This is a genomic window from Myxococcus qinghaiensis (genome assembly GCF_024198215.1).
GTDB classification, from domain to species: Bacteria; Myxococcota; Myxococcia; order Myxococcales; family Myxococcaceae; genus Myxococcus; species Myxococcus qinghaiensis.
In genome coordinates this window covers 248,650-269,792 of the sequence record NZ_JAKCFA010000006.1, presented here as the reverse complement: position 1 = coordinate 269,792, position 21,143 = coordinate 248,650, and the positions used below count along the sequence as shown (strand labels likewise).

Annotated in this window: 16 protein-coding genes; 8 read left to right on the top strand and 8 right to left on the bottom strand. The window is 68.5% G+C overall.

All coding sequences use genetic code 11. From position 1 onward, the window contains the following. Positions 1 to 23 precede the first annotated feature (23 nt). The 5 genes from LZ199_RS13185 to LZ199_RS13165 all read right to left on the bottom strand — a co-directional run bounded on the left by LZ199_RS13185 (position 24) and on the right by LZ199_RS13165 (position 8,371). On the bottom strand, positions 24 to 1,235 hold the full coding sequence (locus tag LZ199_RS13185) for a PEGA domain-containing protein (RefSeq protein ID WP_253994026.1): 1,212 nt from the start codon (positions 1,233 to 1,235) through the stop codon (positions 24 to 26). A 56-nt stretch (positions 1,236 to 1,291) separates the two neighbouring features. After that, positions 1,292 to 2,827, bottom strand: a complete 1,536-nt coding sequence (locus LZ199_RS13180) for a PEGA domain-containing protein (protein WP_253994025.1) — start codon at positions 2,825 to 2,827, stop codon at positions 1,292 to 1,294. Between the two features lie 102 nt (positions 2,828 to 2,929). Next, the gene (locus LZ199_RS13175; RefSeq protein WP_253994024.1) at positions 2,930 to 4,861 is read right to left on the bottom strand and encodes a DNA gyrase/topoisomerase IV subunit B; all 1,932 of its coding nucleotides are present in this window, start codon (positions 4,859 to 4,861) and stop codon (positions 2,930 to 2,932) included. Positions 4,862 to 4,873: 12 nt separating this feature from the next. Then, positions 4,874 to 7,246, bottom strand: a complete 2,373-nt coding sequence (locus LZ199_RS13170; RefSeq protein ID WP_253994023.1) for a DNA gyrase/topoisomerase IV subunit A — start codon at positions 7,244 to 7,246, stop codon at positions 4,874 to 4,876. 459 nt (positions 7,247 to 7,705) lie between these two features. Continuing rightward, complete coding sequence (locus LZ199_RS13165; RefSeq protein ID WP_253994022.1) at positions 7,706 to 8,371, bottom strand: hypothetical protein; 666 nt, start codon at positions 8,369 to 8,371, stop codon at positions 7,706 to 7,708. A gap of 96 nt (positions 8,372 to 8,467) precedes the next feature. Here LZ199_RS13165 and LZ199_RS13160 point away from each other — a divergent pair, with 96 nt between their 5' ends. Further along, positions 8,468 to 9,124: an MBL fold metallo-hydrolase gene (locus tag LZ199_RS13160; protein WP_253994021.1), complete on the top strand. Its 657-nt coding sequence runs from the start codon at positions 8,468 to 8,470 to the stop codon at positions 9,122 to 9,124. A gap of 7 nt (positions 9,125 to 9,131) precedes the next feature. Continuing rightward, positions 9,132 to 10,067: a hypothetical protein gene (locus LZ199_RS13155; protein ID WP_253994020.1), complete on the top strand. Its 936-nt coding sequence runs from the start codon at positions 9,132 to 9,134 to the stop codon at positions 10,065 to 10,067. Between the two features lie 105 nt (positions 10,068 to 10,172). On the opposite strand, the gene LZ199_RS13150 is transcribed toward LZ199_RS13155, so the two are convergent. Next, positions 10,173 to 12,101 (bottom strand): InlB B-repeat-containing protein, encoded by a 1,929-nt coding sequence (locus LZ199_RS13150; protein WP_253994019.1) that lies wholly within the window; start codon positions 12,099 to 12,101, stop codon positions 10,173 to 10,175. Between the two features lie 96 nt (positions 12,102 to 12,197). Further along, on the bottom strand, positions 12,198 to 12,935 hold the full coding sequence (locus LZ199_RS13145; protein WP_253994018.1) for a M50 family metallopeptidase: 738 nt from the start codon (positions 12,933 to 12,935) through the stop codon (positions 12,198 to 12,200). A gap of 140 nt (positions 12,936 to 13,075) precedes the next feature. Between LZ199_RS13145 and LZ199_RS13140 the strand changes: the two genes are divergently transcribed. The 3 genes from LZ199_RS13140 to LZ199_RS13130 are packed head-to-tail and all read left to right on the top strand — an operon-like array spanning position 13,076 to position 16,889. After that, positions 13,076 to 15,253, top strand: coding sequence for a S46 family peptidase (locus LZ199_RS13140; protein WP_253994017.1), 2,178 nt, complete (start codon positions 13,076 to 13,078; stop codon positions 15,251 to 15,253). Then, the gene (locus LZ199_RS13135; RefSeq protein ID WP_253994016.1) at positions 15,253 to 15,912 is read left to right on the top strand and encodes a hypothetical protein; all 660 of its coding nucleotides are present in this window, start codon (positions 15,253 to 15,255) and stop codon (positions 15,910 to 15,912) included. Before LZ199_RS13140 ends, LZ199_RS13135 begins: the two co-directional genes overlap by 1 nt. Before the next feature lie 50 nt (positions 15,913 to 15,962). Beyond that, positions 15,963 to 16,889 carry an ADP-ribosylglycohydrolase family protein gene (locus tag LZ199_RS13130; protein ID WP_253994015.1) on the top strand — a complete coding sequence of 309 codons (927 nt, stop codon included), beginning with the start codon at positions 15,963 to 15,965 and terminating at the stop codon, positions 16,887 to 16,889. 12 nt (positions 16,890 to 16,901) lie between these two features. On the opposite strand, the gene LZ199_RS13125 is transcribed toward LZ199_RS13130, so the two are convergent. Next, a complete protein-coding gene (locus LZ199_RS13125; protein WP_163868068.1) occupies positions 16,902 to 17,411 on the bottom strand; it encodes an RNA polymerase sigma factor in 510 nt (169 codons plus the stop codon). 238 nt (positions 17,412 to 17,649) lie between these two features. On the opposite strand from LZ199_RS13125, the gene LZ199_RS13120 reads away from it, so the two are divergent. From LZ199_RS13120 to LZ199_RS13110, 3 genes are all read left to right on the top strand, one after another. Beyond that, entirely contained in the window at positions 17,650 to 18,096 is a 447-nt protein-coding gene (locus tag LZ199_RS13120) for a DUF7919 family protein (protein WP_253994014.1), read from the top strand. Between the two features lie 487 nt (positions 18,097 to 18,583). Next, on the top strand, positions 18,584 to 18,880 hold the full coding sequence (locus LZ199_RS13115; protein ID WP_253994013.1) for a hypothetical protein: 297 nt from the start codon (positions 18,584 to 18,586) through the stop codon (positions 18,878 to 18,880). A 491-nt stretch (positions 18,881 to 19,371) separates the two neighbouring features. Then, positions 19,372 to 21,117 carry a carboxypeptidase regulatory-like domain-containing protein gene (locus LZ199_RS13110; RefSeq protein WP_253994012.1) on the top strand — a complete coding sequence of 582 codons (1,746 nt, stop codon included), beginning with the start codon at positions 19,372 to 19,374 and terminating at the stop codon, positions 21,115 to 21,117. Positions 21,118 to 21,143: the final 26 nt, after the last annotated feature.

The following is a 21,143-nucleotide window of genomic DNA, read 5'->3' as shown; positions in this document are numbered from 1 at the left end:
CGCCCGGGGACAAGCGCCGCGTGTCACCAGTCCTCGGTTCCGGACACCCCGTCGAGCGGATCATCCGCTTTCTTCTTCTTCTTCTCCTCGGAGCGGGTGCGTCCTCCCCGGTCCTCGGCGCCCCAGTCCTCGGTGCCGCCCCGGTTGTCGAGCGGATCCGAGCTGCGCACCACCTTCTCCGCGCCGCCGTCGCTGGTGTTCACCATCTGATTCACCATGCGCTCCATCTCCGCCTTGAGCTGACCGAACTCGTCGCCCTGGAGCACCACGCGGCGGCCTCCCAGCTTCTTGCCGTTGCGCAAGTCGTAGTAGCCGAGGATGAGCTCGTTGCCCTCGCCCGAGGCCTTCACGGTGCCCACCATGGCGCGCTCCAGGCCCAGCGACTTGCCCAGCCCCGCCACGCCGTTGGCCTGGGCGATGCCGCGCGAGACTTCGCTGGCCACGCGGTCCAGCTGCGCGTCGTAGGCCTTGTACGAGGCCGTGGGCACCAGCTCCGTGCTCACCTCCACGTCATCCGGCGTCACCTCCATCAGCTGCCCGTACTGACGGAAGCCCGGACGTTCGATGCGCAACAGATGCTTGCCCACCGCCAGCGTGGGAATCGTCACCGGCGTGTAGCCGGCCATCTCCCCATCCACGTAGACGCGCGCGCCGGAGGGCCGCGACTTCACCGTGGCGCTGCCGCGAAGCAGGGACGTGCGGCCGGTGGCCACCTGCACGCGCAGGGAGATGAACTCCCGGCTGAAGCGCTTGGGGTTCAGCTCGAAGGTGGGCGACACGGCGATGAGGTCGATGAGGACCAGCTTCGCCTCCTCCACGTCGCCGCGCAGGTGCAGCAGCGCCGCGTACAGCGCCAGCGACTCGCACAGGGGCGAGCAGCCGCGCATGGACGACGGCGCGCCGTTGAGTTCCTTGAGGGTGGCGCGCACCTTCGCCTCCGCCTCGTCGTACTCCTTCTTGTCGAAGGCGGCGGCGCTCTCCGAGTAGCCCTTGCGGGCGCGCTCCAGCGCGGACTGGGCGGCGGGGTCTCCCGGCAGCCCGAAGAGCTCCTCGGGCTTGCGCACGGTGAAGCCCGCGAAGTTCCCCAGGGCCTCGTTCATGTAGCCCTCCATCTGGACGGCATTGGCCTCGGAGGCCGGGTCCATGGGGACGAGGAGGCTGGTGACGCGCCGAGCCGGGGCGGGGGCAGCCGCCAGGGCGAGCGAGGGAAGCAGGGCGAGGACGAGGGCTCTCATGGGGTAACCTCAGAAACGAGCGACGCGAGCGGGCGATCCGTCATTCAACCCGTGGCTCAGAAGCCTGTTCCTCCGGTGATGGGATTGAAGGGCCGGCCCTTGTCCTGGGTCGCCACGAAGACGGCGCCCGCCGTCACCGCCGCCGCTCCGCCGACGACAGCCCAGAACCAGGGCCGCTTCAGCAGGGACATGCCGGAGCCGGTGCTCTCCGCGACGCGGGGCGACATGGCGCCGTTGATGAAGTCGCGGACCTGCTGGGCCGCCGCCTCGGGGCCCTTCTCGCGGTCCTTGCCGGACAGGTCGATCTCCACGCCGCGCAGCCGCGCCTGGGTGCGCACGTCCCAGACTTGGAGTTCCGCCTGGAGGCGGCCCTTCTTGTCCTGGGACACCGCGGCCAGCACCAGGTAGCGAGCGTCCAGGCGCTCGGCGATGGCGCCCGTCTCGGCGGGAAGCGTCTCGCTGTCGAAGGCCTCCTTGGATCCGGCGCGCACGGAGGCCTCGCGGATGGCGGACAGGCCCGGCCCGGCCTCCAGCGTCGCCTTCACCTCGGCGCTCCCGCTGGCCTTCACCTCCGTGTACTGGGCGAAGGACGTGTAGCCCGGAGACGACACCACCACCGCGTGGTGGCCGGCGGGGACGGAGATGCCCTTGAGCGGCGTCACGCCGACGTCCTGGCCGCGCACCCGCACCTGGGCGCCCGCGGGCTGGGAGTCCACGATGAGGGTGCCGCTGGGACGCGTGCTCGCCTCGGCGCGGGCCTCCTCGAAGGCCTTCTGCACATCCTGGCCGAAGAGGGCCTTGTCCGGGCGGGTGGAGGGCTCTGCGACGACGGAGCGCAGGAAGGACTCCTTCGCGCCCGCCGTGTCGCCGTTGAGCATCCGGGACGCGCCGAGGAACAGGAACGCCTCGCCCAGCCGCTCCGGCCGCAGCTCGCCGGGGGACTTCTCATACGCCTCGGCCGCGGAGCGGAACTTCGCCTCGGCGACCTCCGGGTCCAGGTTGTCGTAGGCGGCCCGGCCCTCCTCGAACAGGCCGTCGGCCTTGGTCAGCGGCATCGGCTCCGGAGGCGGGAAGGCCGTGCCCAGGTCCACGAACTGCACATCACCCCCGCGCCGCAGGTGTCGCGTCAGTTCCGTCTCCAGCTTGAGCGCCGCCGCGGCAGCGGCCGACGAGCGAGCCACGGAGAACAGCGCCACGGGGCCCGTGGACGCGGCGGGAGTGGACGCCAGCGACGGCCTCGTGGAGGGCTTCTCCGGCGCTCCCGTGCTCGGAGGCGGCGGCGCGACGGGCGTGGCCACCGTGGGGGGCGCGGGCTTCACGGGGGGCGCGGAGGGCTTGTCGGAGTCGGGCGACGCGGCGTCGGAATCTCCGAAGACCATGGGCTCCGGGGAGGCCACGTCACTGGTGTCCGCGGAGTCCGTGTCCTCGACGACGGGCGCCTTCTTCACATCGCGCACCGGCTTCTTCTTCTTCACCGACTTGGTGGGCACGGCCTTCTTGCGCGCGGACTTCTTGCGCGTCGTCTGGGCGTGAGCGGGAAGGAAGGCCAGCAGCAGGGTGAGAAGCAGGGCGATTCGGCGGAACGTATTCACGCCGGGGAATCTAGCCGAGCAGAGGGAGCCCCGTCACGGTCCCCCGCCTCCGCCCCGGGGGCAGTCCGGGGCAGGGGGGACCCTCGGCAGGATGACCGATGGCTAGACGTCCAGCGCTTCGACCTCGCCCGCTCGCTCCATGATGAACTTGAAGCGGGCGCTCACGTCCTTGCCCATCAAGTCATTGATGACGCGGTCCGTCTCGATGGGGTTGTCGATGGTGACTCGCAGGCTCATCCGGTTTTTCTGGTCCAACGTCGTCTCCTTGAGCTCGTCGGCGGTCATCTCACCGAGGCCCTTGAAGCGCATGATGTTGGGCTTGGCGTTGCCCTTGACCTTCTCGCGGATGATTCTGTCCCGGTCCGCCTCGTCCAGCGCCCAGTACGTCTCCTTGCCGATGTCCACGCGGAACAGGGGAGGCTGGGCGATGTGGATGGCGCCGCTCTCGATGAGCGGGCGCAGGTGCCGGTAGAAGAACGTCAGCAGCAGCGTGGCGATGTGGTGGCCGTCGCTGTCGGCGTCCATCAGCAGGAAGACGCGGCCGTAGCGCAGCTTGGTGATGTCGAAGTCCGCGCCGATGCCGCAGCCCAGGGCGCTGACGATGTCCTGGAGCTCCTTGTTGCCCGCCACCTTGTCGGTGGACGCCTGCTCCGCGTTGAGCACCTTGCCCCGCAAGGGGAGGATGGCCTGGGTGCGCCTGTCGCGGCCCTGCTTGGCGGAGCCACCTGCCGAGTCACCTTCCACGAGGAACAGCTCGCTCAGGTTCGGGTCCGTGGACGAGCAGTCCGCCAGCTTGCCCGGCAGGTTGAGCCGGTGGCTGACGGCCGTCTTGCGGCTGACGGCCTGGGACGCGGCGCGGCTGGCCTCGCGAGCGCGGGCCGCCAGGATGATGCGGGCGATGACGGCCTCGGCGATGCTCTTGTTGTCGTTGAGCCACTTCTCCAGCGCCGGGCGCAGCACGCCGTCCACCTGCGCCGCCACCTCGGGGTTGTTGAGGCGCGACTTCGTCTGGCCCTGGAACTGGGGCTCCACCACGTAGACGGACAGAATCGACGTGATTCCCTCGCGGATGTCCTCCGCGGTGAGCGTCACGCCCTTGGGCGTCAGGTCGTGCGTCTCGATGTAGTTGCGCACCGCCTTGACGACGGCGCCCTTGAGACCCGCCTCGTGCGTGCCGCCCATGGGCGTGGGGACGCCGTTGACGTACGAGCGGATGTGCTCGTCGGTGGCCTCCGTCCAGCCCAGCGCCACCTCCAGCCGCACCCCGTTGTCGCGCGAGTGGTAGAACGTGCTGCTGCCCACCGGCACCAGCGGCTTCTGCCGCTCCGTCACCACCTTGGTGAGGTACTCGGCGATGCCGCCGTCGTGCTTGTACGTCACGGCCGTGGAGGGGCTGGAAGTCTCGTCCTTCCAGACGACCGTCATCCCCTTGTGCAGGTAGCTCTTGGCCTCCAGCCGCTCGCGCACCAGCTCCGCGTCGAACTTCAGCTTCTCGCCGAAGATCTCCGGGTCCGGCTCGAACGTTATCGACGTGCCGGTGCCGCGCGCGCCGCCGTCCGCCTTGAGGGGGCTGGTGGGCTTGCCGCGCGCGTACGTCTGGATGTGGCGCTTGCCGTCGCGTTTGATCTCCACCGTCAGCTTGCGGGAGAGCGCGTTCACCACGGAGCTGCCCACGCCGTGCAGACCGCCCGAGTGGATGTAGTTGCCCTGCTCGAACTTGCCGCCCGAGTGCAGCGTCGTGAGGATGACCTCCACGGCGGGCTTCTTGAGCTTGGGCATGATGTCCACGGGGATGCCTCGCCCGTTGTCCACCACGGTGATGCTGCGGCCATCCTTGTGGAGCGTCACCTCGACGGTGGTGGCGTGTCCGTTGATGACCTCGTCCACCGAGTTGTCGAGGATCTCCCACAACAGGTGGTGATACCCCGTGCCGTCCGTCCCGCCGATGTACATGGCCGGGCGCTTGCGCACCGGCTCCAGGCCCTCGAGGACCTGGATGTCGGCGCCTGTGTAGCTTTCCTTCTTCGTCGCCATGGCGTCCTCTGGCTAGTCCTTCTTCTCGGGCAACGGGATGAAGACGACGGGCCGGGCCACGTCCTCCACCGCGTCGCGCTTGGACATCTCGTGGCCCTTGCCGCCGCGGCCCGTCACCCCGTACTTCGCGGGGGCGAGCTGCAGCTTGCGGCCCTTCTGCGTCTCGAAATCCAGCTTGGCGTCCTTGTGGTTGGGCGCGGTGACGAGGAAGTCCACCACCTGGTCACCCTCATCCACCTTGATGACGGTGACGCCCTTGCCGGGGCCGGCCAGCTCGTTGATCTCCGCCGCCTTGCACACCAGGGCGTTGGTCTTCTTGGTGAGCACCGCGAGCAGGTCCTTCTCGCCCACGGCCTGCACGCCGATGATCTCATCGCCCTCGCCCGTCTTGGCGTAGCGACGTCCGGCGCGCGTGGAGATCTCCAGGTGCGGCTCCAGGAGGAAGCGCATGCCCATGCCCTGCTTCGTCACGCCCAGCAGCTTCTGCGGGCTCGGCAGCCGGGTGTCGAGTGAGAGGGCGGCGACCACGCGCTCGCCGTCGTCGAACTTGAACAGCTTCTGGACCGGGTCGCCGTAGCCGGTGGAGGCGGGGATGTCGTTGAAGCGGGTGACGTAGGCGGTGCCGAAGTTGCTGAACAGGACGAGGTTCGCCTTCAGGCTGCCGGCGAGCACGGCCATGACGGCGTCGCCCTCGCGCAGGCGGGTGGAGGACGGGTCCTTCACCTCGCGCACGCGCTTGACCCACCCGTCGCGGGTGAGGACCACGTGGGCATCCTCGTCCGCGATGAACGCGTCGGCGTTGAACTCCACTTCCTCGGAGCCCGCGCCACCAATCTTGGTGCGGCGCTTGTCGTTGTACTGGCCCTTGATTTCGCCGAGCTCGTCCTTGACGGTGCTCCAGACCTTCTTCTTGTCCTTGAGGATGCCCTCGATGCGCTTGATCTCCGCGCGCTTCTCCTTGAGCTCCTTCTGGACGACCAGGATTTCAAGGCGGGCGAGCTTGTAGAGCTTCATCTCCAGGATGGCGTCCACCTGGAGCTCATCCAACTGGAAGCGCTTCATCAGCTTCTGGGCGGCGTCCTGCTTGCCTTCCGACTGGCGGATGATGCGGATGATTTCATCCAGCGCGTCGTAGGCCTTCTCGAAGCCCTCGAGCAGGTGGACGCGCTTCTGCAGCTCACCCAGCTCGTGCTGGTAGCGCCGCGTGACGATGCCGAAGCGGAAGTCGAGGAAGAACTGGAGGATGCTCTTGAGGTCCAGCCGGCGCGGCGTGCCCACCTCGGGGTTGTCGTCGCTGGGGACCAGGCACGTCAGGTTGACGCCGAACGTCGTCTGCAGGGGCGTGTGCTTGTAGAGGTACGCCATCACCAGCTCGGGATTGGCGTCCTTCTTCAGCTCCAGGACGATGCGCACGTCCTTGGTGGACTCGTCGCGCACGTCGACGATGAGCGGCAGCTTCCGCTCGCGCACCAGGTCGCCAATCTTGGCGACGAGGGTGGACTTGTTCACCGTGTAGGGGATGGACGTGACGATGATCTGCGTGCCGCCGCGCTTGAGCTCCTCGGTGTCCCACTCACCGCGGATGCGGACGCTGCCCTGGCCCGTCTCGTAGATGTCCCGCAGTTCCTTCTTGTCGTTGAGGATCTGCCCGCCGGTGGGGAAGTCCGGGCCCTTGATCCACTTGAGCAGGTCCTTGGTGAGCAGCGCGGGGTTCTCGATGAGCGCCACCAGCGCGTCCACCAGCTCGCCCAGGTGGTGGGGCGGGATGTTGGTGGCCATGCCCACGGCGATGCCCGTGGTGCCGTTCATCAACAGCTGCGGCACCCGCGAGGGGATGACGATGGGCTCGTTGCGCGTGCCGTCGTAGGTGGGGCGGAAGTCGACCGTCTTGCGCTCCAGCTCACCGAGCATCTCGGTGGCGAGCTTCTCCAGGCGGCACTCGGTGTAGCGGTAGGCCGCGGCGGAGTCGCCGTCGAGCGAGCCGAAGTTGCCGTGGCCGTCCACCAGCGGGTAGCGCAGGGAGAAGTCCTGCGCCATGCGCACGAGCGCGTCGTAGATGGAGGCGTCGCCGTGCGGGTGGTAGCGACCCATGATGGCGCCGACCACCTGTGCGCACTTCTGGTACTTCGTGTCGAACGACAGGTTCAGGTCGTTCCACATGCCGTACAGGATGCGGCGCTGTACGGGCTTGAGGCCGTCGCGCACGTCCGGCAGGGCGCGCGAGGTGATGACCGACAGGGCGTAGTTGATGTACCGGCGACGCGCCTCGTCAGCGAGGGAGGCGGGGACATACCCGTCACCACCACCCGCCGAGCCCGAGGCTCCACCCCCGCCACCCGCGCCTCCCTGCTTCTTCGGCGTCTTCTTTTCGGCTTCTGCGCGCATGCTCTTCAAACCCAGGTGAGAACGTCTCGTACCCGAACGCGGTGCGTGACTTGCGCACTCCGCGCCATCGAATCTCGGATCGGTGACCCGATTCCCGAACACGGATTCCACGTTCCGTGTTCTGTAACAAAGCGGCGGGACTACCATGGCCCCCTGACAATTGGAACGAATTCGGGGGGTTGCGCATCCTCGGGAGCATCCTACCTGAATGCACGTCCAGTTCTGCGTCCGAGTGAAACATCCCTGTAACCCTGCGGAATTCCGAGGGCCAGGGCCTGTAGGACTCACCTGTGGGCGGGACGGTGGGTGCGGGTAGGACGCGACGCCGGGTTGCCTGTCGGAGGACACCTGGCGGGTGGGGCAGGGTGCGCCTGCTCCCTTGCCTGGGCTCCGACGCGGCGCGCCGGAGGCCCGGTGCGCCAGCTCAGCGCCGCTGATTCTTCTGCCTGCCGCGCGCGGTCAGGGCGTGGCCTTGGGCGCCTTGCCCCAGTTGCCATCCTTGAAGATGCGCACGCCCTTGCCGCCACCGCCGCCAATCATGCCGGGGATGTTGGCCTGGAGGGGCTTGCCACCGGGAGGCTGGTAGATGACCCGCGCCTTGCGCGCGGAGGGGATGGAGGCGTGGGTGGTGTCGATGAGCAGGTAGACCGTCTTGCCGTCGGACTGGATGCGGTCGGTGTCGTGCTTGTGGCTCAGCTCGGCCAGGAGCTCACCGTCATCGATGGTGCTCGCCTCGCTGCCGAGCAGCCGCACCTTCACGCGCAGCCACGTCTGGGCACTTCCACCCTCCGACGCGTAGTCGCGCACGCCCTGGATGATGACGGCCAGGTCCGCGCCGTTGCCCGGAGCGCCTTGCGCCAGCCGCAGTCCGGTCTGCTTGCTGTTGTCCGTGTCGATCAGCAGCGTGGCGTTGGCGCAGCGGCTCTTGCACGCCTCGCCCCAGGGCTCCTTGTCGAACCGCAGCCGCATGGCGAAGTCGCTGCCCTGGGGCGCGATGACGGCGTCAACCACGACGGGCCGCTCACCATCCACGGGCGCCGTGTATTTGAAGGTGGACCGTTCCTTGGCGACGACGCTCGAGCCGGCGAGGAGGGTGCAGACGAGCAACGGCAGAGAGCGCTTCACGGGGTGTGGACCTCCGAGGAAAAGACGCCCATTCAAGAGGGAAGAGGCCGTGGCATCAAGTCTCAAGCGCTAGAGTCTTCCTGGGAGGTGTGAGAGATGCGGATTCCCTACGTGCGCCAGCTCAAGCTGGGGCCCATGGACAACTTCGTCTACCTGGTGGGCGCGGCCGACTCGCCCGACGTCGTGGTGGTGGACCCGGCGTGGGACGTCGATGCGATTGAGCGCGCGGTGGCGGAGGACGGCAAGCGGCTCGCGGGAGCGTTCGTCTCGCACTGCCACTTCGACCACATCAACGGACTGCCGGATTTGCTGTCGCGGCATGACGTGCCCGTCTACGCGCAGCGCGCGGAGGTGGAGTTCTCCGCGGAGCTGCGTGAGCTGAAGGACGCGCTGCGCCCGCTGGGCCCTGGTGACTCCGTGCCCGTGGGCGCCGAGGTGTTCCAGGCGTTGCACACGCCGGGACACACTCCGGGCTCGCACTGCCTGCTGGCGGGTGACTCGCTCGTGTCTGGGGACACGCTGTTCATCAACGGCTGCGGCCGGTGCGACATGAGCGGGGGAGACCCGGAGGCGATGTACCGCTCGCTGTCGCAGGTGCTGCTCAAGGTCCCTGACTCGACGCGACTGTGGCCGGGGCACGACTACGCGGACGTGCCGGTGGCTCCGTTGGGAGACGTGCGCCAGAAGAACCCGTACTTCGCCTTCCCCGACGTGGCCTCGTTCGTCGCGTTCCGGATGCGCCCCAGGAAATGAGCACGCCGTGAAGAAGCCAAGTGAGCTGACGGATGCGGAGTTCCTGCGCGACGCCTATATCCAGGAGGGACTGAGCCCCCTCCCTGGGGTGGTCATCGCCGCCTGCACGGTGGGGGATGACTACGACAACCCGGGCAATCGCATCGGCGTGCGCAGGGACGGCGCGTGGCTGGAGTTCGGGGTGTCCGGTGAGGCGGTCCTCTCCGTGGATGCCACCGAGGCGGGACTCGCCTACGTCCTCGGAGAGAACGGGACGGTGATTCGTTTCGATTGGAAGACGCCTCGGACTCGGGATGCGCTGAAGGCGTCTCGCAAGGTGTTCAAGAACGCGGCCGTCGAGGACCTCGGGCCGCTGCGCCGGCTCCGCGTCCTGGGGAACGACGTCGTCTGCGTGGGCTCGGTGGGGCAGGCCTACGTGCTGGGCAAGGCGCGTTTCAGCACGCTGCCTCAGCTCACCATCGACGGAGAGGACGTCACCCTCGAGGACCTCGCGGGCCACGGCCAAGACGACTTCATGGCCGTCACCTCCGAGGGGCACCTGGCGCACTTCGATGGAAAGCGTTGGCGCCGCATCTCGCTTCCCCTGGAGACGGGCTTCAACGGCGTGTGCACGATGAAGGATGGCTATGCCCTCTGCGGTAATGAGGGCGCCGTCCTGTTGGGAAGCGGCGACGACTGGCGCGTCATCCGGCCTCCAGACACCGAGCGCGAGTACTACGGCATCGCGACGTACCAGGGCCACGTCTACGCGGCGCACCTGGGCGGCATCGACCACGTGGTCGGCGACAAGCTCAAGCGCCTGGCCATCGCGAAGGCGGGCTCGCTGCGCTTCACCGGACTGCGCGGCGCCCAGGATGGTGTGTGGTCGCTCGCGGACCGGACCATCGGCTGGATTCACGATGACCGGTGGCACACCGTGGCGGCCGAGACCCCCTCCGAGTGAGTGCGTGGCTGAGGTCGTGGGGGCCGTCGCTCCCGAGGGAGAGCCAGGCGCGGAGGAGACACTCCGGCCTGTCTTGTCACTCCGGGGCGACGGCCTTGAGTCCGGTTACGGGCGCTGCTGGGCGAACATCCAGTCCCAGAAGGCGACGTTCTCGTACGTGGGCGTGCCGAAGTCGGTGCCCTGCGGGTGCACGGTGAAGCGCAGGGGCGAGGTCCCCGCGGCATAGGCTCCCGACTGGGTGGACCAGGTGTCGTTGGTGGAGGTGAACACGTACGTGAGCGTCGCGGCGGGCGCGGCGAAGGTCAGGTACTGGTCCCAGCCGTACGCCTTGGTCAGGCCGCGCAGCCAGGAGTGCTGGGCCGTCCATGCGTCGGCCGTCTGCCAGGAGTCCACCATCCACACGGGGACATTGACCAGTTGGGTGAGCCCGGGGCCGGGAGCGCCCAGGTTCGCGCCCACGGGTGCGAGCGCCGCGATGCGGTTGCCGTGGCTGTAGCCATAGTTCCACGCGCCGGAGCCGCCCAGGACGCGGCCCGTGACGTAGATGCGCGACGGGTCCACGCGGTAGTTGGCGATGATGAAGTCGACCAGCGCGTCGAGCTGCGTGACGTTCCAGTTCGAGGAGGCGCGCGGCGCGAAGACCATGGCCTGCTGGGTGCCGAAGTACGTCTTCCACGTGGGGTTGTCGCGGATGAGCTTGAGCGGACCGTAGCGCGACACCACTTCCACCAACTGGGCCTCGGTGCTCGTGGTGCCCGCCTCGCCGGAGTCGTGGAGCTGGAGCACCACGGGATAGGTCGTCGTCGGAGACGTCAGGTAGCCCGGGGGCAGGTACTCCGCATAGGCGTACGGGGCTCCAGTGGCGCTCGTCAGCCGGCCGACGAGCTGGTTCTCGGTGGTGATGGGCAGGCCCGGCGTGGACACGCGGTAGGTGGCGGTGACGGTGGTGGCCGCCGCGGGCATCGTCAAGGTCGTCGTCGCGGACGTGCTGCTCGCCACCGTGGCGCCGGTCCACTGGTCGAACACGTAGCCGGACGCGGGCGCATCCGCGGTGATGGTGACCTGCGTGCCGCTGGTGTACTGGCCGTCACCCGAGCCGCTGTTGACGGTCAGCGTGTACTGCGTGGGCGGCGTCCCGCCGCGCTGCTGCGCCAGCATCCAGTCCCAGAACGCCTGCGTGCTGTAGGACTCCGACCAGCCGGTGTGCGCCGAGCCGGGAATCACGATGAGCCGGGCCACGGCTGACCCCGTGCTCACGGCGCCCGTCTGCGACGTCCACTGCTTCGTCGTCTTGTCGAACAGGTACGTCAGCTTCTGTGTGCTGCTGGTGACGCTGACCATCTGCGACACGTCGTAGTTCTTGGTGTAGCCGGTCAGCCAGGACTGCTGCGCGAGGACTTCGCCGTAGCTGCTCGACGCCCAGATGGGCACGTCCTTGAGGGCGGTGATGGTGGGGCCCGGCGCACCGATGTTGGTGGCGAACGGGGCGATGGCCGCGAGCTCGGCGCCGTACAGGTTCGCGTACCGCCACGTCCCCCAGCCGCCCATGCTCAGGCCCGTCAGGTACACGCGCGTGGGGTCCACCCGGTAGTTGGCGACGATGAACTGCACGAACGGACGCAGCTCCGTCGGCGAGTAGTTGTCCAGGCTCTGCGGCGTGAAGACCATCACCTGCTTCGTGCCGAAGTACGTCTTCCACGTAGCGCTCGCGCGGATGTTGGCGAGCGCGCCGTGCCTCGTGGTGATGTCGTACAGCTGCGCCTCCGTCGTCGCCTGACCCAGCTCCCCCATGCCGTTGAGGTGGATGATGGTCGGATAGCGTTGCGTGGGCGACGTCAGATAGCCCGGAGGCAGGTACTCGGAGTACCCGAGCGTGGCTCCCGAGGCGCTCGGCAGGCGGGTGACAATCTGGTTCTCCACGGTGATGCTGACCGCGGAGCGCTGAGCGCCGAGTTCCTGGGAGGACGTCTCTTCGGGGGCGGGACCACACGCCGCCAGGACCGCCACGGCGACGCTGAGTACGACGCTTCTCATGGAACACCTCTCGAGCGGGGAGTGCGACCTGACCCACTCTAGTAGGCGCTTTGTAATTGTTCCAGGATTGCGTTTGTTGCGGAGTGTCCGTTTGACTCAGGCCCGTCGGGCCCGGGTGCCCACGGGGGGCATCTGGAGGCCCTTGGGGCGGGCGTGGAGGGACCACCAGGCGGCGATGGCCAGGAGCCCCACGGCCATCAGCGTCCACAGGGCGGCCCACACCACGGAGGGCACGTAGGTGACGTCGGCGAGCAGCGCCGCGTCGCTCTGTGCGCGCACCGTGCTGTTCCAGAGGTCGGAGCGCAAATCAAACAGCGCGTACAGCGCGGTGAAGGCGGCGATGAAGAGGTTCACCAGGTCCACCGCGCCATCCGGCAGCCACTTCGCGCACGCGCCGAGGACGACGGCGGTGCCCACGCAGAAGGCCAGGGTGAAGAGGTCTCCCCCATACAGGAGGCCCATGATGACGAGCCACGCGGAGGCGGCCACCAGGACGCCCCGCCGGAGCTGGAACCGGAAGGTGGCGATGAGCAGCCCGGCGCCGGCCACCGCGCTTCCCAGGTAGCCCGCCGAGTACAGGACGACCTGACGCAGCATGCCCGGCGGGAGGCGGGACATACACAGGCCCCCCTCGTCGGCCATGAGGTGGATGCGGTCCACGGACCCGCCCAGGAGCAGGGTGGCGAGCGCGTGCCCGCTCTCGTGCATCATCACCACCAGCACCTTGAGGGGCCACAGGACGGGCGAGTCCCAGAAGAACCAGCCGACCCCCAGCATCACGAGCAGGAGGGCCAGGCGGCCGAAGTCGAGCTTTGCTCCGCTGGCGGTCCTCATCGTTTTCAGGGCCTCCCCTCCATCAGACACCCCAACACTTAAGCTCGGTCCCTCTTCCCGGGAAACTCCTGGCATGCCGCGAAGCGTCGGACACACCGTGGGAGTCGCGTGCGGGCGCCGGACGGGGTAGGGAGGACTCCATGAAGAAAGCGCTCCTCCTGCTCTCGCTCGTGGCTGCCCCGGCTCTGGCCGGGGAAGGAAAGTGGACCCCCCAGCAGGTGCTGGACCTGGACCCGGCGTGGTTGCGCGCCCAGGGGCTCCAGGTCTCTCCCAAGAAGCTCTGGGACCCCAAGCGGGGCACCGGCCTGCTCGCGGGCGCGGTGAACGTGGGCGGGTGCACCGGCGCGTTCATCTCCTCCACGGGCCTGGTCATCACCAACCACCACTGTGCCTTCGGCGTCATCCAGGAGCACAGCACGCCTCAGCGCGACCTCATCACCCAGGGCTTCCTCGCCTCGGAGCGCAAGGAAGAGCTGCCCGGCAAGGGCGCGCGGGTGCAGGTGCCGCGCAGCTTCACGGACGTGACGGCGCAGGTGCTCGCCGCGGTGCCTCAGGGCGCGGACGACCTGGTCCGCTACAAGGCCATCGAGCGCAAGCAGAAGGAGCTGGTGGCCGAGTGCGAGAAGCGCCCCGCCACGCGCTGCCAGGTGTCCACGTTCGACGGCGGCGTCAACTACACGCTGGTGGACGCGGTGGAGCTGGTGGACGTGCGGCTCGTCTACGCGCCGCCGCGCGCGGTGGGCGAGTACGGCGGTGAGGAGGACAACTGGATGTGGCCGCGCCACACCGGTGACTTCGCCATCCTCCGCGCGTACAGCGCGCCGGACGGCTCCTCGGCGCCGTACAGCGAGAAGAACGTGCCCTTCAAGGCGGAGTTCTTCTTCCCGCTGGCCACCGAGGGCGTGAAGCCGGGCGACTTCGTGATGGTGCTCGGCTACCCGGGCCGCACCTACCGCGCGCTGCTCGCGGAGGAGTTCGCGGAGCGCCAGTCGCGGCTGTACCCGCGCATGCGCGACGTGTTCGGCGAGGCCATCCGCATCCTGGAGGAGGAAGGGGAGAAGGACCCGGCCGGCAAGATCGCCGTCGCGTCCACCGTCAAGGGCCTGCACAACGTGTACAAGAACGCGGGCGGGCAGCTCGCGGGACTCAAGCGCGGCAAGCTGGTGGAGAAGCAGCACCAGGCCGAAGCGGACGTGGCCGCCTGGGCCGGAAAGAACGGCGCGAAGTGGGCGAGCGCCCTGTCGGCCCGCGACGCGCTGCTGGCCGAGCAGAAGGCCAACACGAAGGTGTTCGAGCGCGAGTTCCTGCTCGGGGCGGCGCCTCGGCTGGCCCGGGGCCCGGCGCTGGCGGTGACGCTGTCGCGGCTGGCGGCGGAGCGCGCGAAGCCGGACCTGGAGCGCCGTCCGGAGTACATGGAGCGCGAGCAGGCGCGCATCAAGGACCGCCTGGAGCGCGAGCAGAAGAACGTGTTCGTCCCGGCCGAGAAGCGGCTGCTCATCGCCTACGTGAAGCGCGCGCAGGCGCTGGGCGCGGACGAGCGCATCGCCGCCGTGGACAAGCACTTCGGCAAGGTGTTCGTGGAGAAGGACGTCGCGGCGAAGGTGGACTCGCTCTACGCCGTCACCCAGGTGCTGACGCTGGCCGAGCGCATGAAGATGGCGACGGAGACGGTGGCGCAGCTGGAGGCGCGCAAGGACCCGCTGCTGGCGTTCGGCCTGGACCTGGCGCGGGAGCTGGAGGCGCTGGATGACGTGGGAGACCGCCGCCAGGGCATGTCGCTGCGGCTGCGTCCGGACTGGCGCAAGGCGGTGCTGGCGCATGCGGGCAAGCCGGTGGCGCCGGATGCGAACGGGACGCTGCGGGTGACGTTCGCCAAGGTGCAGGGCTACTCACCGCGCGACGGGGCCGTGTACACGCCGCAGACGACGCTCACGGGCATGCTGGACAAGCACACGGGTGAGGAGCCCTTCGACGTGCCCGAGCGCGTGGCGAAGGTCGCCGAGTCCAAGCGGTATGGCGCGTGGGCGGACAAGAAGCTCAAGGACGTGCCGGTGAACTTCCTGGCGGACGCGGACACGACGGGCGGCAACTCCGGCAGTCCCACGGTGAACGGCAAGGGGCAGCTGGTGGGCGTCAACTTCGACCGCGTCTGGGAGAATGTGGCCAACGACTTCGGCTACAACCCGGACGTCGCCCGCAACGTCAACGTGGACGTGCGGTATGTCTTGTGGATGTTGGACCAGGTGGAGAACGCGGACACGCTCTTGAGGGAGCTGGGCGTGCGCAAGGGCCCGCCGGTGGCGGGGGAGACGCGCTGATGACAGACCCGGCGGACGCCGCTCCGCCCCTGCCCACCTTCCGGCCGGAAGAGCAGGTGTGCGGCAACTGCAAGCTGTGGAGCCCTCACTCGGTGGAAGAGCGCCGGGGCTGGGTGGGGCCGTGTCGGCTCCAGTCCTCGCGGGGCATGTTCCCGCCGTCCGCCCCCATCTGTGACAAGTACGCGCCCCGAGGCACGGCCGTGGCCCCGGCGGCGCATTCTCCCGCGCGAGAGCGCACCGCGCGCAGCGTGGCCCCGGTGGTGATTCGCCGCCGGGTGGACCCCAACGAAGTCGTGGACCTGGAAGGGTTGAACATGACGCGTGAAGAGCTGATGGACATCTTCCGGGAGGCGTCCGGCCTGACCGACTCGCCCCCGCTCGCGGGCAAGTGGGAGGGCGGCACGGTGCGCCTGGTGCCCGGCAACCCGGAGCTTCAGGCCAAGGACCTGCCCATCGACAGCCTGTTCCACAAGGTCGTCATGGTGCGCGACAGGCTCCGTGTGCTCGAGCAGAAGCTCAACGCGCACCCGAAGCTGACCGACGCGGAGAAGGTGGAGATGCAGAGCTACATCACCCGCGTCTACGGCTCGCTCACCAACTTCAACGTCCTCTTCAAGGACAAGGGCGACCAGTTCGTTGGCGCGAAGGGTGATGAGTAGTTGATAGTGTCTATTTGACACGAAGACGGCGCCGGGTGTTGACTGGCGCCATGTCCTCGACTGTCAGAGTGGCGGACCACGCGGAGCGGATGTCGCGAGCCCTGTTGTCGTTGGAGGGGCTCTCCGTGGGGGATGGTTTTGGGGAGCGGTTCTTCGCGGCTCGGAGCCTGGTGGCGCAAGAGGTGGAGGCGCGCAGGCCGCCTTCCGCGCCGTGGCCGTACACGGACGACACGGAGATGGCGCTCTCCGTCGTCCAGGTGCTCGATGAGCACGGACAGGTGGAGCAGGAGCGGCTCGCGCAGCTCTTCGGCAAGCGCTACCGCGCCAATCGCTACCGGGGCTATGGCGGCACGGCGCTGGATATCCTGGAGCGCATCCATTTGGGGATGCACTGGCTGCCCGCGTCGTCCCAGGTCTTCGACGGCACGGGGTCCAAGGGCAACGGCGCGGCGATGCGCGTGGCGCCGCTGGGGGCGTACTTCGCGGGCGACTTGCGGCGCGCGGCGGACGAGGCGCGGCTGTCCGCGGAGGTGACGCACTACCATCCGGACGGGCAGGCGGGTGCCATGGCCGTCGCGGTGGCGGCGGCGTGGGCCTGTCAGGACGCGGCGGCGCGTGGGCCCGCGCGGAACCTCTTCGACGTGGTGCTGGAGTACACGCCGAACGGAGCGACGCGGCGCGGGCTGGAGAAGGCTCGGGGCTGGTCGTTGGAGACGACACCGACGGCGGCGGCGAAGGAACTGGGCAGTGGCTTCCGGGTGCTGTCGGAGGACACGGTGCCCTTCGTGGTGTGGTGCGCGGTGCGGCACCTGGAGCACTACGAGGACGCGCTGTGGTCCACGGTGTCTGGGCGGGGTGACATGGACACGACGTGCGCCATGGTGGGCGGCATCGTCGTGCTCGTGACGGGCAGGGCGGCGATTCCCGCGTCGTGGCTGGAGGCTCGCGAGAAGCTCCAGCTCCGAGCGCTGGAGTAGCCGCCGGGCGCCTCAGGGGTGTTGGCCGCGCTCTTCCATGAGGCCGAAGGTGCGTTGCCGGGCGCGGTGCAGGGTGCTCTTCACGGTGCCTTCGGGGATGCGCAGCAGACGGGCGATTTCGGGGTAGCTGAGGCCGCGCACCTCTCGCAGGTGGAGGACCTGACGTTGCTGCTCGTTGATCTCCTGCATGGCGTCGGTGAAGTGGCGTTGCAGCTCCGCGCCCGCGGCCTGGACTTCGGGCGTGAGGGGTTCGGAGGGTTCGAGGCTGAGGCGCTCGCGGCGCTTGCGTGCGCGCAGCCAGTTGATGCTGCTGTTGACCATGACGCGGTGGAGCCACGTGGTCCAGGCAGCGCGTCCGCCGTAGCCGGGAGACTTCCAGGCGAGTCGGGCGAAGACGTCCTGCACCACGTCCTCCGCATCGTCCGCGTCGCCGACAATGCGGCGGGCGATGGCGAGAGCGCGGGCACGGTGCTCGTTGTAGAGCTGAGTGAGAGGCGGGAGGTCGATGGCGGCGGCGTGCATCACGGGTGGGCTCCTGGACACCCCAGCGGGGACCTCCTTTGGAACGAACCGGCCGCGAAAAGGGTCTATCCGCCCGCGACGGCGGAATTTTTTCACCGCGCGTCGTGGGTGGCGCAGGGGTGTCCGGAGCGGGGTCCCGACTCGTACTTCAGGGCATGAAGGTGGGTAGGCTCAGGGGGGCCTGGAGCGCGCTTGGGACTGGATGTTCAGGGCGCTACCTGGCTCCGATGAGGCTGACATGGCGTACTTCGCGGACCTGGCCCCGTGTTCATATTTTCCAGCGGGGCAGGACGTCCTGCTGTCGGTGGGGTGGCTTGAGGAAGGGCACTCATTCACGCAGGGCGTGGTGAGTGAGGACTTCTTCGAGGCGCTCGTCCGGCTGTGCGTGAATCCATGGCAGCCCGTGGCGTTCGCGGGTCGGCACGAGTGCTCACTGTGCCGTTTCTCGGGTGGGCCGGGGACGCTGGTGTACCGCGACATGACGGTGTCATTCGGGGGCGCGAACGTCTTCGTCCCTGGTGCGGATCGCGTCTTCGTCGCTCCCACGTCGGTCGTGCACTACATCGACGCGCACGGGTACGCGCCGCCACGCGAGTTCCAGGCCGCGGTAATGGGCTGTCCGGAGATGCGCTCCATGGCGTACCTCAAGGCCCTGAAGGCGCGAGGGCTCACTGCCTTCAGGTGATGCCGTGTCCCGGCGCAGCCGCCAAGGTCTTCACCTTGCTCCGTCACAGCTCCATGGGTTCAAGTCGGAGCTGTTGAGTGGGAGATACAAGACGCCGGTCCCACTGCACGAATGGCCTCCCTGGGTGCTGGCCTTCGTGGCTTGACGGGAAACAGGAGGAGACCTCGTGCATTCCTGGGGCAGGTACCTGCAGATGGTGGGCGTGTTTCTCATCTCCATCGCAGCCGGCGTGATGCTGACCCGGCCGGGCGCACAGGTCTCAAACGCTCGCGAAGACGCTCGTCGTGGGACTCAGCGCCCCGAAGCGGGTGCCACGCGGGCCGTGGTGGAGTCCAGGCCTGCTCCGGAAGCGTCCACTGGGAGTCGGCCAGGAGGGAACGGCGCCTCCGAACCTCCAGAGACGCCGGTGAGTGGAGGGGCCGTGGCCACCACGGCATGGGACGACGTCCCTCTTATTGCCGACCCTCGCGAGCTGGGTTCCAGGGCAATGCGCCACCTCCAGGAGGGCATTGACGGACAGGTGCGTGAGCGGGTGCGAACATGCCTGGCGGGCATGCTCGAGGCGGGCATCCACCACCCCACGGAGCGTACCGTCCTGGTCCTTCACATCGAGTCCCAAGAAGACCTGCTCGTCGTCAGGGAGGCGAAGGTCCAGCGGCACGGTGCCGCAGACGAGGCGGCGGCTCGGTGCGTGGCAGAGGCCTTCGAATCGCGGGAGTTCGAGGCGAGAGGCGCTGACACTCCGGGGCCTCGTTTCCGCCTGGAGTACCCCATCACCTTCTGACCCAGCCCTCGACCATGCGACATCGTTGGTGGTTGCTGTACATCCTCATCGTTGGGTTCAGCGTCGGGGTCTTGATTGGGAATCGGCTCTACTCCGAGCCGGAGCCGCCGCCGCCCGCCGCGCGCGATGAGGCGCCATCCCTGGTGGAGAACCCGCCGCCGCGAGCTCTGTCTCCCGCGAAGCCTTCTCCTGTCTTGCGTCTCCAGGTCCTCGGCCCCACCGGCTCTTGCGAGGTGAGCCTCTATTGCCGGCGTGGCCCGGTCTCTTCCTGGGGCCTGGTCGCGAGGCGGAGCACCCTCCCTGACGGTCGTCTCGACATGCCCGAAGCGGCCGGTCACTGCCTCGTCTTCGTCACGGCACCCGGCTTCGCGCCGAGCCACCTCGAATTCACCCGCCCGCCCACGGAATCGCTGGTCCTGTCTCTTCCGTTGAAGCCCGCGCGGGTCTTGAGAGGACGCACGGTCCGGAAGGGTGCGCAGGAGCCCATCCCCATGGCATCCCTGGAGCTGCGGCGCGTGCTCTCGGCATTTCCGCGCGAGCTTGAGCGAGACCTCAGACACGCTGGCTCCAGCGATGCACTGGGACGCTTCGAGTTTCGCGACCTCGCCGAGGGCACCTACGAACTCGTCGCGCAGGCCCCCTCCTTCCAGCCGGAGACTCGCGTGGTCCTGCTGGCAGGGGAGCCACACCCGGAACTCGAACTCGAGCTCGCTCCGCACGGGTTCCTCGAGGGCGGCGTTGTCGACGCGAAGGGCGTTCGGGTCGTGGGCGCGACGGTCCGGGTCTCGGAGGGGGCCGGAGGGGACGTTACCGACGCCAACGGGGTCTTTTCCCTGGAACTCCCAGCCGGGGTCTACCGGCTGACCGCGGCCCTGGGAAGCCAGATGGGCGTTGCCGATGAGCCGCAAGTCGTGGAGGTGGGAGGGACCACGCGTTGCCCCATCATCCAGCTTGGCCGGCCAGGGCGGATGGAGGTGCGGGTCGTGGAGGCCGAAAGCGGGACTCCCTTGCAAGGAGTGCGTGTCCGAATCCAGCCGGCGGCAAGTCTGTCCGTGACGAACGCGGAGGGCCGCTTCTCGGTCGAGGACCTGCTTCCCGGCGAGTACCGCCTCTCCGCCACGGCGGAGGGGTTCACGGACGAGGCCATTCGGGTTGCCGTCAGCGCCGGACAGACGGCGCGCCCCGTGTTGGCACTGCGCCGGATGGGAGTGCTGGAGGGCCGGCTGCTCACCGTCGAAGGTGTCGGCGCCACGGGAGTCAGCATCGAGGTGGGATGGCTTGGTGCCGATGAGCCAATCATCATCCAGCCAGACTCTGCGGGGAGGTTCTCCACGGGGCGCATTCCGGCAGGGACCATCAAGGTGTCCACTCGCTCCGCCACGGGTGTCATTCTCTCCAGCGACGTGTTCTCCATCGAGCCAGGCAAGGTGACACGCCGGGATCTCTCCCTGCGCTCCACGGGAAGAGTCTCTGGAACAGTCAGGGATGCGGATGGAGCCTGGCCCGGGAGTGCCATGGTGGGGCTCACGTCCTCCCAGGGCGGGAATGCGGTGCTGGCTCAAGTCCCCGTGGATGAGCAAGGTGCCTTCTCGCTGGAAGTGACAGAGGGGGCCTACCTCCTCCGTGCGTACCCCTCGGGCCAGTACGGCGCGTTCGGCCCCTCTGTCGAAGCAGCGGTGCGCTCCGGGAGTGAGTCCACGGTGGCGCTCATGCTCCCGCACCAGGTGAGGGCCCTCGCCGGCGTCGTGGTGGGGCCGGGGGGCGCTCCCGCTGCCGGTGCCGCCATCCTGGTTCGTGGAAGTGCCTTCGAGGCCCGAAGGGTCGCGGATCCGTTCGGTCGGTTCTCCCTTTATGTCCCGGGGGATGGCGAGTTCGAGGTGAGGGCGCTTCGCGAAGGGCGGAGTGCCGTGATTCTGAGCCGGCCCGACACCGGACTGACGCTTCGTCTCACGGAAGGGGCGAGAGTGAGGGGGACGGTCAGGGGAGACTGGAGGACCGATGAGCCGCTCCAGGTCACCATCAGGTCCGAGCACTTCGAGGAACTTCGCTCCGATGGCATGGACGGAATGCAGTTCAGGGGAGACCAATTCGAGTGGGTCGATGTCCCCGCAGGGCGACTGAGGATTGTCGTGACCGCGAGCAGCGGCGCCCAGGGGACGGCGACTGTCGTCGTGGCCCCCGGGCAGACCGCCTCCGTCTCCATCGAACTGGCCCGGCTCACGGGGCGCGCGCCCTGACGCCGCTCCAGTTGGAGCGGCTCCAC

Coding starts and splice junctions, on each gene's coding strand:
- LZ199_RS13185 (WP_253994026.1), bottom strand. CDS start 1,235: ATGAGAGCCCTCGTCCTCGCCCTGCTTCCCTCGCTCGCCCTGGCGGCT.
- LZ199_RS13175 (WP_253994024.1), bottom strand. CDS start 4,861: ATGGCGACGAAGAAGGAAAGCTACACAGGCGCCGACATCCAGGTCCTC.
- LZ199_RS13170 (WP_253994023.1), bottom strand. CDS start 7,246: ATGCGCGCAGAAGCCGAAAAGAAGACGCCGAAGAAGCAGGGAGGCGCG.
- LZ199_RS13160 (WP_253994021.1), top strand. CDS start 8,468: ATGCGGATTCCCTACGTGCGCCAGCTCAAGCTGGGGCCCATGGACAAC.
- LZ199_RS13150 (WP_253994019.1), bottom strand. CDS start 12,101: ATGAGAAGCGTCGTACTCAGCGTCGCCGTGGCGGTCCTGGCGGCGTGT.
- LZ199_RS13145 (WP_253994018.1), bottom strand. CDS start 12,935: ATGAGGACCGCCAGCGGAGCAAAGCTCGACTTCGGCCGCCTGGCCCTC.
- LZ199_RS13140 (WP_253994017.1), top strand. CDS start 13,076: ATGAAGAAAGCGCTCCTCCTGCTCTCGCTCGTGGCTGCCCCGGCTCTG.
- LZ199_RS13135 (WP_253994016.1), top strand. CDS start 15,253: ATGACAGACCCGGCGGACGCCGCTCCGCCCCTGCCCACCTTCCGGCCG.
- LZ199_RS13130 (WP_253994015.1), top strand. CDS start 15,963: ATGTCCTCGACTGTCAGAGTGGCGGACCACGCGGAGCGGATGTCGCGA.
- LZ199_RS13125 (WP_163868068.1), bottom strand. CDS start 17,411: ATGCACGCCGCCGCCATCGACCTCCCGCCTCTCACTCAGCTCTACAAC.
- LZ199_RS13120 (WP_253994014.1), top strand. CDS start 17,650: ATGGCGTACTTCGCGGACCTGGCCCCGTGTTCATATTTTCCAGCGGGG.
- LZ199_RS13115 (WP_253994013.1), top strand. CDS start 18,584: ATGCGCCACCTCCAGGAGGGCATTGACGGACAGGTGCGTGAGCGGGTG.
- LZ199_RS13110 (WP_253994012.1), top strand. CDS start 19,372: ATGGCATCCCTGGAGCTGCGGCGCGTGCTCTCGGCATTTCCGCGCGAG.